14 protein-coding genes are annotated in these 12,382 nt (G+C 61.0%); 7 read left to right on the top strand and 7 right to left on the bottom strand.

The window, feature by feature from the left end:
* Positions 1 to 184: 184 nt before the first annotated feature.
* Positions 185 to 1,228 carry a COX15/CtaA family protein gene (locus tag IPM12_00415; GenBank protein MBK9146260.1) on the top strand — a complete coding sequence of 348 codons (1,044 nt, stop codon included), beginning with the start codon at positions 185 to 187 and terminating at the stop codon, positions 1,226 to 1,228.
* On the opposite strand, the gene IPM12_00410 is transcribed toward IPM12_00415, so the two are convergent.
* From IPM12_00410 to mutY, 4 genes are all read right to left on the bottom strand, one after another.
* Positions 1,203 to 1,778 (bottom strand): hypothetical protein, encoded by a 576-nt coding sequence (locus IPM12_00410; protein ID MBK9146259.1) that lies wholly within the window; start codon positions 1,776 to 1,778, stop codon positions 1,203 to 1,205. The genes IPM12_00415 and IPM12_00410 overlap by 26 nt on opposite strands.
* Positions 1,762 to 3,057, bottom strand: a complete 1,296-nt coding sequence (gldE, locus tag IPM12_00405) for a gliding motility-associated protein GldE (protein MBK9146258.1) — start codon at positions 3,055 to 3,057, stop codon at positions 1,762 to 1,764. Before gldE ends, IPM12_00410 begins: the two co-directional genes overlap by 17 nt.
* Before the next feature lie 66 nt (positions 3,058 to 3,123).
* The gene (gene ssb / locus IPM12_00400; protein ID MBK9146257.1) at positions 3,124 to 3,564 is read right to left on the bottom strand and encodes a single-stranded DNA-binding protein; all 441 of its coding nucleotides are present in this window, start codon (positions 3,562 to 3,564) and stop codon (positions 3,124 to 3,126) included.
* 36 nt (positions 3,565 to 3,600) lie between these two features.
* Positions 3,601 to 4,644, bottom strand: coding sequence for an A/G-specific adenine glycosylase (gene mutY / locus IPM12_00395; protein MBK9146256.1), 1,044 nt, complete (start codon positions 4,642 to 4,644; stop codon positions 3,601 to 3,603).
* On the opposite strand from mutY, the gene IPM12_00390 reads away from it, so the two are divergent.
* The 4 genes from IPM12_00390 (at position 4,629) to IPM12_00375 (ending at position 7,827) form a co-directional block, all read left to right on the top strand.
* The gene (locus tag IPM12_00390; protein ID MBK9146255.1) at positions 4,629 to 5,012 is read left to right on the top strand and encodes an HU family DNA-binding protein; all 384 of its coding nucleotides are present in this window, start codon (positions 4,629 to 4,631) and stop codon (positions 5,010 to 5,012) included. The genes mutY and IPM12_00390 overlap by 16 nt on opposite strands.
* Before the next feature lie 137 nt (positions 5,013 to 5,149).
* Positions 5,150 to 5,509, top strand: coding sequence for a hypothetical protein (locus IPM12_00385; GenBank protein MBK9146254.1), 360 nt, complete (start codon positions 5,150 to 5,152; stop codon positions 5,507 to 5,509).
* Positions 5,510 to 5,715: 206 nt separating this feature from the next.
* Positions 5,716 to 7,266 carry an Rne/Rng family ribonuclease gene (locus tag IPM12_00380; protein MBK9146253.1) on the top strand — a complete coding sequence of 517 codons (1,551 nt, stop codon included), beginning with the start codon at positions 5,716 to 5,718 and terminating at the stop codon, positions 7,264 to 7,266.
* Between the two features lie 54 nt (positions 7,267 to 7,320).
* Positions 7,321 to 7,827: a hypothetical protein gene (locus IPM12_00375; protein MBK9146252.1), complete on the top strand. Its 507-nt coding sequence runs from the start codon at positions 7,321 to 7,323 to the stop codon at positions 7,825 to 7,827.
* Positions 7,828 to 7,997: 170 nt separating this feature from the next.
* On the opposite strand, the gene IPM12_00370 is transcribed toward IPM12_00375, so the two are convergent.
* Entirely contained in the window at positions 7,998 to 8,234 is a 237-nt protein-coding gene (locus tag IPM12_00370) for a DUF86 domain-containing protein (protein ID MBK9146251.1), read from the bottom strand.
* 99 nt (positions 8,235 to 8,333) lie between these two features.
* Positions 8,334 to 8,630 carry a nucleotidyltransferase domain-containing protein gene (locus IPM12_00365; protein MBK9146250.1) on the bottom strand — a complete coding sequence of 99 codons (297 nt, stop codon included), beginning with the start codon at positions 8,628 to 8,630 and terminating at the stop codon, positions 8,334 to 8,336.
* Between the two features lie 52 nt (positions 8,631 to 8,682).
* Between IPM12_00365 and IPM12_00360 the strand changes: the two genes are divergently transcribed.
* The gene (locus tag IPM12_00360; GenBank protein ID MBK9146249.1) at positions 8,683 to 9,147 is read left to right on the top strand and encodes a RecX family transcriptional regulator; all 465 of its coding nucleotides are present in this window, start codon (positions 8,683 to 8,685) and stop codon (positions 9,145 to 9,147) included.
* Between the two features lie 284 nt (positions 9,148 to 9,431).
* Here IPM12_00360 and IPM12_00355 read toward each other — a convergent pair whose 3' ends face one another.
* On the bottom strand, positions 9,432 to 9,911 hold the full coding sequence (locus IPM12_00355; protein MBK9146248.1) for a hypothetical protein: 480 nt from the start codon (positions 9,909 to 9,911) through the stop codon (positions 9,432 to 9,434).
* A 98-nt stretch (positions 9,912 to 10,009) separates the two neighbouring features.
* Here IPM12_00355 and IPM12_00350 point away from each other — a divergent pair, with 98 nt between their 5' ends.
* Positions 10,010 to 12,382, top strand: a complete 2,373-nt coding sequence (locus IPM12_00350; GenBank protein MBK9146247.1) for a M1 family metallopeptidase — start codon at positions 10,010 to 10,012, stop codon at positions 12,380 to 12,382.

The raw sequence follows: 12,382 nt of genomic DNA, 5'->3' as shown, positions 1-12,382 counted from the left end.
AGTATTTGGCCACGCACCTGAGTAATTGAGTGTCTGAGTATCTGTGTGTCTGAGTGTCTGAGTGTCTGCATAGCTGATGGTTTTGGCAGGGTGAATTTAACCGATCGGGAGTTTAGTGCATATCCAAGTTATCCACCACTCTTCAACCGTTCGTTCATCTGGCCATTTCTAGTTTCGCCGCCTGATGCTCGATTCCAAGCGACTGAGGTCCGTGGTGATCTGGCTGCTCACCGGCTGCGCCATGATCGCGCTCATGGTGGTGATTGGCGGGATCACGCGGCTCACGGGAAGCGGCCTCAGCATCACGGAATGGGATCCCATCATGGGCGCATTGCCGCCAATGGATGATGCGGCCTGGCAGGCGGCCTTCGACAATTACAAGCTGATCCCCGAATACCAATTGGTGAACAGCCACATGCAGTTGGCCGATTTCAAGGAAATCTTCTTCTGGGAATGGGCCCACCGCAATTGGGGGCGCTTGATGGGCATCGTGTTCATCGTGCCTTTCCTGTTCTTCTGGCGCAAGGGCTTGTTGAAGGGCTGGTTGATGAAGCGCACGCTGTGGATCATGGTCGGCGGAGGCGTGGTGGCGAGCCTCGGCTGGTTCATGGTGCTGAGCGGACTGGTGGACCAGCGCGATGCCAATGGCCAGTTGCTCGTGAGCGTGAGCCATTACCGGTTGGCCATCCACCTATGCGCGGCATTCACGGTGTTCTGCATGGTGCTGTGGACGGTCTTCGACATCCGCAGCGGCAGGCGCGGTATTCAGTCGGACGGCTCAATGGCGGGCTTGTGGTCTCGCGCACTGCTGGTGCTGCTTGCGGTGCAGATCATCTGGGGCGCCTTCACCGCCGGCCTCGAAGCGGGCCACGGCTACGACACCTGGCCGCTGATGGATGGCACCTTCCTGCCGGAGAATGCCACGGCGCTCGATTCGCACTGGCTGAATTTCACCGCCCGCAAGGATGGCGTGCAGTTCATCCACCGCAACCTGGCTTGGCTGGTGGCTGCAGGCTTCGTCGTATTTGCATGGCGGTTCCGAGCGGTGAAGCACTTGCCATGGAGGCTGCTGATTTCTGCGGTCGTCATCCAGTTCGCGCTGGGAGTGATCACGATTCTGACCCAAGTGCATATCACCATGGCCGTCCTGCATCAGTTGGGCGCGCTGCTCCTGCTGACGGCGCTGATGAAGGCCATTCACGTTACCGGGCGCCCCACTCCAGGGTAGCGGCCATGTGCCGGATATCGGCGCGCAGGCGTGCCGTCACCGGCGCCAGCGAATCGGCATTCGGCAGGGCATCGAAGTAGAGCGCGCCGTAAAGGAAATGGCGGGCGCTGTCGGTGAGGTAGAAGACGCAAGGGCTGGCCACATCGCCTTCCACATCGAAGAGGGTTCCGAAGACACGCGCGCTATCGCGCAGCGTGCGCTCACTCCGGATGCGTGCCGCCTTGGCCTCGTGCTTCCGCTTGAATTCATGCGCGTCCTCGATCAGGTTGGGCAGATTTCCCTGCACCGCGCTATAGGTGAGATGCACCGTGGCGCGCTGCCCAGAGAAGCGCAGGTCGTACCAGCGCGCATCGCCTTCTGCTTGGCGCTCAGCGAGCACGGCATAGGCCGGTATTTCCGCAGAGAAGGGCGCTCCTTCGCTGCTCCAGGCGATGGGTGCCGCTGCGGGCAGGTCGAGCCTGGGCCAGCCTTTCGGGCGCGGCACGGCATCGTCGATGCAACCGGTCTGCAGCGCGGCGATGAGCAGCAATCCTTCAGCTCTTCGCTTCATCGTGCATGGTGAGCTTCACGCGCCGGATGCGCTTGTTGTCCGAGGCCTCCACTACGAAGGTGAAGTTGCGCAGCGCCACCTGCTCGCCCTTCTTCGGGATGCGGCCGGTGAGTTCGAGCACGAAGCCGCCCAAGGTGCCGCTCTCGCCTTTGTGCTCTTCGAAGACCTGCCCATCGATGCCGAGCACGCGGTACACATCGGGCAGCGGCGCGCGGCCCTCGAAGACCCAGGTGCGGTCGTCGAGCTTGCTGTAGATCAGGTCCTCCTCGTCGAACTCGTCGGTGATGTCGCCCACGATCTCCTCGATCACATCCTCCAGGGTGATGATGCCGCTGGTGCCGCCGTGCTCGTCCACCACCACCGCCACGTGCACCTTCTCCTGCTGGAATTCCTGGAGCAGGTCATCGAGCTTCTTGTTCTCCGGCACGAAGTATGGCTCGCGCAGCAAGGAGTGCCAATCGAAGTCGCCCTGGTGGATGTGCGGCAGCACGTCCTTGATGTAGAGCAGGCCCACCACGCGATCCATCGTGTCCTGATACACGGGCACGCGCGAGAATCCGCTATCGACTATAGCCAGGAGCAGTTCCTTGAAGCTGAGCTCGCGGTCGAAGGCCACCACCTCTGTGCGCGGGCGCATCACCTGCTTCACCTCGATGTTGCCGAATTTGACGATCCCGCGCAGGATCCGCTGCTCCTCGGCGGTGGTGCTGGCATCCTTGGTGAGCTCCAGCGCGTGGCCGAGCGCATCCATGCTGATCGGTTGCGCCGCGCGTTTCTGGTAGCGCTTCTCGAACCATGTGGCGCTGCGCACCAGCGCCTCGCTCACCGGGCGGAACACGAGGCGCAGCGCGAGCAGCGGGCCGGCCATGAGCTGGGCCACGCGCATGTTGTTGGCCGTGGCGTACACCTTGGGCAGCACTTCGCCCAGCAGCAGCAGCACCGCGGTGACGGCCAGCACCTGTATGATGAAGACCAGGTAGGTGGGCATGCGCGCCACATCGAGCAGCGAGGACACCGCCACGGTGCTGAGGATCACGATGCCCACGTTCACGAAGTTGTTCGCGATGAGGATGGTGGCCAGCAGCCGGCGCGGCTTGCTCAGCAGGTCGAGCACGCGCTTGCCCCAGCTGCCGCCGCGTTCCTTGAGGTCGCGCAGCTGGGTGGGCGTGAGTGAGAAGAGCGCCACCTCGCTCGCGCTGAAGGCCGCGCTGCACACCAGCAGGAGCGCGATCACCACCAAGATGCCCGCCGTGGCCGCATCGAGCGGGCGCCAGTACAGGGCTATGAGCGGAAGGAAGGAGGGAGACTCCAAGCGGAAGGTTTCAGGTTCAACCGTGCGGACGGCCTAGAAGGGCAGGTCGTCCACCTCGTCGGCGAAGTTCCCGGCTGGCGCGGTGGCCTGCGTGAAGGCGGAAGGCTGTTGCTGCCCCTGTGGAGCCGCACCGCCGGCATTCGCGCGGTCGAGCATGTTCATTTCATCCGCGTGGATCTCGGTGGTGTAGCGCGTGTTGCCGTCTTTGTCCTGCCATTGGCGGGTGCGGAGCTTGCCTTCCACGTACACCTTGCTGCCCTTGCGCAGGTACTTCTCCACGATCTCGGCCAGGCCGCGCCACGCCACGATGCTGTGCCACTCGGTCTGCTCGCGCTTCTCGCCGGTGGTCTTGTCCTTATAGGTCTCGCTGGTGGCGATGCGGAAATTGGCCACAGCGGCGCCGTTCTGCAGGTGCCGCACTTCGGGATCGGCGCCGAGGTTGCCGATCAGGATCACTTTGTTCACGCCGGACATGATGGTATGGGGAATAGGGGAGACGAAGGTAGCGGTTCACTTCACCGCCTTCCGCTCGGATAGGTAGCGCTCGATCAGCCGGGGCTTCGCGTATCGGTCCACCTGCCTCTCATTCATCAACACCCAGCTTCCTGGCTCAGTGAATCGTGCCGGAACGCGAACTTCCCAGAAGACCGCACGGATCGCTTGATGGCTGAGCACATGCTTCACCGGACCCTCAATCCGCTTCACGCTGGTATAAGGGCCTTGCTTTTTCAGCACTGAAGCCGTCGCTGGTTTTTCGGTCTCGATCATCGGCAGCTCCCAGAGCCCCTGCCAGATGTCCTTGCCGATGCGCTTTTGCAGGTAGATGCGGCTCTCCGCCTCGATGAGCAGGTAGTTGAAGTGCCGCGTGCGGGTCTTCGCCTTGACGCTCTTCACGGGTAGTTCGTCGATGCGCCCTTCGGCCTTGGCAATGCACTTGCGTGCCAACGGGCATTCTTCGCAGTGCGGATTCTTCGGCGTGCAAAGCAGGGCGCCCAGTTCCATCACCGCTTGATTGTGGTCACCGGGGTGCTCGCGCGAGATCAGTTCAGCTGCGAGAGCCCGGAACTCCTTCTTTCCAGCGGTGCAGTCAATTGGGGTGGCTATGCCGAAGACCCGGCTGAGCACCCGGTAAACGTTGCCATCAACCACCGGCTCCGGAATGCCGAAGCAGATGCTGGCGATGGCCGAGGCAGTATAGTCGCCTACGCCCTTGAGCTTCAGCAGGGCCGAGTGGTCGGCAGGGAATTTTCCGCCGTGCTCCTGCACCACCTGTTGGGCAGCCGTGCGCAGGTTGCGGGCCCGGCTGTAATAGCCCAGCCCTTGCCAGAGGCGAAGCACCTGGTCCTCAGAGGCCTTGGCCAATTGAGACACGGTGGGGTAGCGCTCCACGAGGCGGTGCCAGTAGGCTGTGCCTTGGTCCACCCGGGTCTGCTGCAGTATTACCTCGCTCAGCCAGATGCGGTAAGCATCGGGACTGGTGCGCCATGGAAGCGGGCGCTGGTTCTCGCGGTACCACGGGAGCAAGGCGCGGCTGAACCATGAACGGCTTGACATACAGGCACAAAGATGGGTTGCGCGTCCGGGATGCCCGTCTATATTTGCGCCCCCAAATCAATCGGGCTATGACGAAGGCGGAACTTGTGGGCATCATCTCGAAGAAGACGGGCATCGAGCGGATGATCGTGCTGGCCACGGTTGAGGCGTTCATGGACGAGGTGAAGAACCAGTTGGCTGCTGGTGAGCCGGTTCACCTGCGCGGCTTCGGCAGCTTCATCGTGAAGCATCGCGCCCAGAAGACCGGCCGCCTGCTCGCTCAGAACACGACCATCATCATCCCCGCGCATGACATCCCGGCCTTCAAGCCCGCCGATGTGTTCGTGGATCAGGTGAAGAACCGGTCGGCGAAGCCTGAGGGTCAATGATGGGATTGGGGAAGCCGCAGTTGCTGGCCTTAGCCGGCGCGGCGGCGGTAGTAGTTCTTTTGATGATGGTGCCCCGGACACCTTCGGGGAAGCAAGCAGAGGAAGCTGCTACGGTAACACCGGCGCAGGCTCGGCTGATGGAAGCCGTGGCCTTGGTGAATGGCTCTGAGCCCATGCGAGGCATCCAAATGCTGCGGCAGATCGTGGAGGAGGAGCCGACCAATGCCGAGGCGCATTGGCACTTGGGCCTCTTCTCGGTTCAGAGCGGTCAGATGGACAAGGCTCTTGACCGCTTCAAGAAGGTGCGCGACCTGGACGCCGAGGGATTCCCTGACGTCTGGTTCTACTTGGGGCGCACCTATGCCACCATGGACAGCATCGATCAAGCGATCAGCTCCCTTCGTCGGTACAGGGATCTGGTAGTCGAAGACACGGCCATCACCCGTCAGGTGGATGGCTTCTTGGAGGAATTGGAAGGACACGAACACGAACACTGAAGAGCACATGCCCTGCGGAAAAAAGCGGAAGCGCCACAAGATGGCCACCCACAAGCGCAAGAAGCGCCTGCGGAAGAACCGCCACAAGAAGAAGATCCGGTAGGATCTTGTAGCAACGGGGCAGGCTGAAGGCGCATCGCCTTAACCTGCTGCTGTTCGGCGCGCGGCTGCGTGCCTGATTCCATGCACACCAACTGCATCATCGCGTGAGCGTCGATCTGGTCATCCGGTCAGCCGGTGGAGAGGTCTCCATTGCCTTGTTGAAGGACAAGGTGCTGAGCGAGCTGCACCGTGAGAGGACCGAGCGCGGCTTCGCCGTGGGCGATGTTTACCTGGCCAAGGTTCGCAAGGTGGCGCCCGGCCTCAACGCCGCCTTCGTGGACGTCGGGCATGAGAAGGACGCCTTCCTGCATTACTTCGACCTGGGGCCGCAGTTCAAGAACAGCTACAAGTTCACCAAGGGCGCGGTGAGCGGAGCCGTCACCAGCAGCTTGCTCGCCGATTGGAAACTCGATGCCGATATCCCCAAAGAGGGCAAGCTCGGTGATGTGGTGAGCGCCAGCCAGAGCATCCTGGTGCAGATCGCCAAGGAGCCCATCAGCACCAAGGGTCCGCGCCTCACCGCCGAAGTGACCCTCGCCGGGCGCTACATGGTGCTGGTGCCCTTCATCAACAAGATCAGCATCAGCAGCCGCCTCACCGACGAGGTGGAGCGCAAACGCTTGAAGGAGCTGATGATGGCCATCAAGCCGAAGGGCTTCGGCGTGATCATCCGCACCAACGCCGCCGACAAGGCCAGCGCTGACCTCGAAGCCGACCTCAAGAGCCTGCTGGAGCGGTGGGACACCATGTTCCGCAACCTGCGCAACGCCATCCCGCCCAAGAAGGTGCTGGGCGAGGTGGACCGCACCAATGCCGTGCTGCGCGATGTGCTCAACAAGACCTTCACCGGCATCCATGTGGACGATGAGCTCCTTGCCGATGACATCCGCACCACATTGGAGAGCATCGCTCCGGAGAAGGCCGGCATCGTCAAGCACTACAAGGGCAAGATCGACATCTTCGACAACTTCGGGATCAACAAGCAGATCAAGCAGGCCTTCGGCAAGCAAGTGATGCTGAGCAGCGGCGCTTACCTGATCATCGAGAAGACCGAAGCCATGCACGTCATCGACGTGAACAGCGGCAGCCGCAAGGGCGGCAATCAGGCCCAGGAGAAGAACGCACTCGACATCAACATCGAGGCGGCCCAAGAGATCGCCCGCCTGCTCCGTCTCCGCGACATGGGCGGCATCATCTGCGTCGATTTCATCGATCTCTACGAAGCGGAGAACCGCCGCCTCCTCCACAAGGCGCTCAAGGATGCCATGGAGGACGACAAGGCCAAGCACAATGTGCTGCCGCCTTCACGCTTCGGCGTCATCGAGATGACACGCCAGCGCGTCCGCCCCGAGACCGAGATCGACACCAGCGAGAATTGCCCCACCTGCAATGGGACGGGAGAGGTCGGCGCACCGGTGCTCATCATCGACGAGATCGAGAACACGCTCAACTACCTGCTCACCGAGAAGGACATGAGCGGACTTACGCTTTGCGTGCATCCCTTCATCCACGCCTACCTCACGAAGGGACTCTGGAGCATCCAGCGCAAGTGGTACTGGCGCTGGAAGAAGTGGGTGAAGGTGAAGCCCGAGGGCGCGCTGCAATACCTCGCGTACAGCTTCCAGGACGGAGCAGGGAACGAGGTGCCGGTGTAGGGGGATTTGGAATTCTCCATTTTTTTTTCCGTTTGGGGGCAAAGACCAAACCCCATGAAACCCCTGACCTTCGGAATTCTAGTGAGTGCTCTTCTGCTATCTTCTTGCGCCAAGGATGGCGAAGACGGCGCGCAGGGTCCTCCCGGCAATGCGAATGTGACGTCGACAACCTTCAGCGTAAGCCCTGGCGATTGGGGCCCGTTCGGAACATCCGGACAAGTCGGTTACGGCTTCGGCGTGAACTACACGGTTCCGATTGTGACCAGTTCCATCGCTTCATCAGGTGCGGTACTGGTGTACGTCAGGGACGGTTCGGATCATTGGGCACCGTTGCCAGTGACTATTCCTGAAGGTTCAACCTGGAATAAGACTTGGCTCTACACGTACGGCCCAAGCTCTGTCCAGATTGAAGTGTATGATGATGACCAGCTAACCGTTGCTCCGAACCAGGTGCATGTTTTCAAGGTGGTGGCCATTGCTAACTCCGGAATGATGCTCGAGGACGGAGTGAACCCAAACTCTTACGAGGAGGTGAGTCGCTATTTCGGCTTGGAGAACTAGCCATGTCCGACTCGAGAGCGCCGACGCGCACTTTGCGTCGGTGCTCTTATTTGGGCCTGCGCAGGGTGGTCCTCTTGCGATGCTTCCGCAGTGGTCTGTCCGCGCTCGCGAGGCTTTGCGAAGCGATGCGCGGACGACCCTGCGGTTTCAAGGCCGTGATTGATCCGTGGTCACTTCGGTAGCCCAGCGAGCAACGCCTCGATCTGTGGTTTCAGCGCCGGGATATGCACCCGCACCACCTCCGCCACAATCGACGTGTCGATGCGGAAGTAGTCATGCACCAAGCGGTTCCGCATGCCAATGACCAGCCGCCAAGGGACCTCGGGGTGCGCTTGCCGTAATTCCCTGGTGAGCATGTTGGCCGCTTCGCCGATCACTTCGATGAGCTTCACTGTTGCGTAGCGCACATCGCATTCTGGTCCAGTTGTTCCTCTGTGACTTCAGGAACACTGGTCTCTAATTGCTCAATGGCTTCGAGGATGTGGATCAGCCGAATGCGATCGGCTTCAGGCGCGCGCATAGATCAACTTCTTATCGCGATCAACGAAGGGCTTCACATGCGGGCTCAATCCTTTCGTGGTGACAAGGTCCACATGGCGGCCCAACAGCGCTTCCAGATCAAGGCTCATCTGCACGAACCCCAAGCCGATGGGCTTCGAGTGGTCCAGTTCCACCAGGATGTCCACATCGCTGCTTTCGTCGGCCACCCCACGAGCGAAGGAGCCGAAGAGGTATGCATGCTTCACCGGCTGTTCAGCGAAGTAAGCCCGGAGGCTTTCCATGAGTTGCTCGTTCGCAAGCATGTTCCAAAGGTAGGAGGCATCCATCGGCGGTATTACGTTCGGCGCTGTCCTCATGCCCAGGAAACCATCTACTTCCGAAGCGATTGCCAAAGCCCGCGCCTATTGCGCCCGTCAGGAGCGCTGCCAGCAGGAAGTGCGGGACAAGCTCTATGGCTGGGGAGAGCACAAGACGCAAGTGGAAGCCATCATCGCCCAACTCATCAGCGAGGGCTTCCTCAACGAGGCGCGTTTCGCGGAGCACTTCGCGGTGAGCAAATTGCGGCAGAAGGGCTGGGGCCTGCGCAAGATCGAATCGGCATTGAAGCAGAAGCGCGTGAGCGAGCCGTGCATCCGCGCGGCGTTGGGGGGCATTGATCATGCAGAGCGCATGGAGAAGCTGGGCGGGCTGCTGGTCAAACGATGGGCGAACGAGAAGGAAGCTGATCCGTTCCGCCGCCGGCAGAAGGTGATAGCCTATGGCTTGAGGCGCGGATTTGCCATGGAGGAGATAGAGCGCTGTCTCGTCGACCTCCCATAGTGCCTTGATCCACCTAACGGATGGAGCATCGACGCTGATGCGATATCGGCTTTGAGCGTGGATCGGATGTGCGATGGCGCGACCCGATCGCCGAAGGGCCATGAAGGAGAGATCGAATTGTCCTTGGAGGAATCGAGGCATCGGGGTGATGCGCGGCGCTTGCGGTCCTGGACTTGATCGCGGTTTGATCCGCCTCGGTTCTCACGGCCCATGACGTTGCTCCCTGTTTGTCGCTTCTGCGAGCGCATGAAGATCATGAGGAACAGCCGCGGATAAAGGGCATCTCACCAGGTGAACGCATGTGGCGCCCCCCCCCTCACGAACGTATGCGACCGGGTCGGCAACTTCTCGCCCTCTACATGCACCAAATTCTGCTGCTCGGCGAAGACCTCCTGTAAGAGCGTGTTGGAGACCATCAATCCGTTCGGTGAGGCGATGCCCTCCACCTGCAGGTAGCAATACAGCGTCTCGCCATCGAGCTCCTTGCCGATCCAAGCCCACGCGAGCTGCTTCTCCTGGAAGAGCACCAAATGCCTCATGAAGTATGCTTGGAGGAGGCTATCGGATTTGGGATGCTCGTTGTCCGATCCAAGCTTCAACGGGGCCACGTTCTCCAGCGCATGCTCGATGTCGTGCGCGGTGATGCGCCAGGTGAGGTCGAGGGTCTGCGTCTTCGGCGTGTGGCGGATGGTGAGGATTGAGACGAAGAAGTCGTGGGGCGCGAGGGCGCTGCAGAGGAGGAGTGCGAGGAGGAGGGCGTTCATTCCAGTCCAAAGTTGGTCAAGAGTAGCGAGTAATAAGCGGCGAGTGGTTGGATGCGTGAGCACTCGCCCACTCGCCACTGCCCACTACTTTCGCGGACATGCCATCGAAGCTCTTCCTCGCCCTTAGCACAGCGGCTATTGCCTGCACCGCCCTCGCCCAGGACTCCCCCCGATACGGTCGCGATAAGTTCCGCCAGCTCGACCAGGAACTGCCCACGCCCAACGAGCAGCGCACGGCCAGCGGAGCCCCCGGCCATGCCTATTGGCAGATGAAGGCCGACTACGACATCCATGTGGAGATCACCGAGCCCAAGGCCGGCGAGGGCGTGCTGCCGAAGCTTACTGGCCGCGAGACCATCACCTACCACAACCAATCCCCGGACAAGCTCGAGTACCTCTGGCTGCAGCTCGATCAGAACATATTTGAGCCAGGCAGCGATGCCAACCTCATCCGCACCGGAACCCTTGGCGATAGCGTGAGCCTCTCGCAAGTGGACAAGTGGGTGAATCCCTTCGAGGGCGGCTACAAGATCACCAGCGTAACCGATGCCAGCGGCGGCAAGCTGAAGTACACCATCAACAAGACCATGATGCGGGTGGACCTGCCGAAGCCGCTCGCGCCCGGCGCCACCTTCAGCTTCAAGGTGCAGTGGTGGAACTGGATCAATGACCGCATGAAGTGGGGCGGGCGCGCCGGCTACGAGTATTTCCCCGACGAGGACAACTACCTATTCACCATCGCGCACTTCTATCCGCGCATGGCCGCCTACATGGATTACAGCGGCTGGATGCACAAGCAGTTCCTTGGCCAGGGCGAGTTCACGCTCGACTTCGGCGACTACACCCTCAGCATCACCGCACCCAGCGACCACATCGTGGCGGGCACCGGTGATTGGGCCAATGCATCCAGCGTGCTCACGCCCACGCAGCAGAAGCGTCTCGCCCAGGCCCGCACCAGCGACAAGCCCGTCATGATCGTCACCCCGCAGGAAGCGCTGGACAACGAGAAGGAGCGAAGCAGCGGCACCAAGACCTGGGTGTTCATGAGCAAGAACGTGCGTGACGTGGCCTTCGCCAGCAGCCGCAAGTTCATCTGGGACGCGATGAACCAGCCGGTGAAGACCAACAACGTGCTCTGCATGAGCTACTACCCCAAGGAGGGCAATCCGCTCTGGGAGCAGTATAGCACCAAGGTCGTCGCGCACACGATCAAGACCTACAGCAAGTTCACGGCGGACTACATCTACCCGGTGGCCATCAGCGTGCACACCGACCGCATCGGCATGGAGTACCCGATGATCTGCTTCAACGGCGGGCGCCCCGAGAAGGACGGCACCTACAGCGAGCGCACCAAGTATGGCATGATCGGCGTGATCACGCATGAGGTGGGGCACAACTTCTTCCCCATGATCATCAACTCCGATGAGCGGCAGTGGACCTGGATGGATGAGGGCCTCAACACCTTCGTGCAATACCTCACCGAGCAGGAGTGGGACAAGGATTACCCCAGTTGGCGCGGCAAGCCCCGCAACATCGTCGATTACATGAAGGGCGATCCGAACGCCGCGCCCGACAAGGTGAAGGCGCGCATCGAGCCCATCATGACCAACAGTGAGAGCATCACGCAGTTCGGCAACAACGCCTACGGCAAGCCTTGCACGGCGCTCAACATCCTGCGCGAGACCATCATGGGCCGCGAGCTCTTCGATCACGCCTTCAAGACCTATTGCGACCGGTGGAAATTCAAGCACCCCACGCCCGCCGATTTCTTCCGCACCATGGAGGATGCCAGCGGCGTGGATCTCGACTGGTTCTGGCGCGGCTGGTTCTATACCACCGACCATGTGGACATCGAGCTCGCGAACCTCCGCTATAAGCGCTTATCGCCGCGAGACCCTCTACTGGCCGAGAAAGCGAAGCGGGAGGAGAAGGCGCGCGAGATTCCCGACCTCAGCCGCCAGCGCAACATCGACGCGAAGCTCGATTTCGTGGTTGACCGGGACCCCGCCACGCGCGACTTCTACAACAGCTTCGATCCACTCACAGCTACCGAGCGCGAATTCGCCGCCTATGAGAAGTGGAAGAAGACTTTGAAGCCCGAAGAACTCGCGCTCTTGAACGAGGACCTGCACCTCTACGAGCTATCGTTCAAGAACATCGGCGGCCTGGTGATGCCCGTGATCCTGGAATGGGAGTACGCTGACGGGACCAAGGAGATCGAGCGCATCCCGGCCGAGATCTGGAAGACCAGCGACGAGATGAGCAAGGTCTTCGTGAAGCGCAAGGAGGTGAAGAGCGTTGTGCTCGATCCCTTGCTCGAAACCGCCGATTGCGACCTCAACAACAACAGCTGGCCGCCGCGCATGGTGCCCACGCGCTTCGATGTGTTCAAGGAGCAGCAATGGCGCAGACCGAACCCGATGCAGGAGGAACGGAACAGGCAGACGGGAGGGGAGATGAAAGGGCAGTAA

Source organism: Flavobacteriales bacterium (assembly GCA_016716605.1).
In the GTDB taxonomy this organism is placed as follows: Bacteria; Bacteroidota; Bacteroidia; order Flavobacteriales_F; family PHOS-HE28; genus PHOS-HE28.
This window is presented reverse-complemented; position numbering and strand designations above follow the sequence as displayed.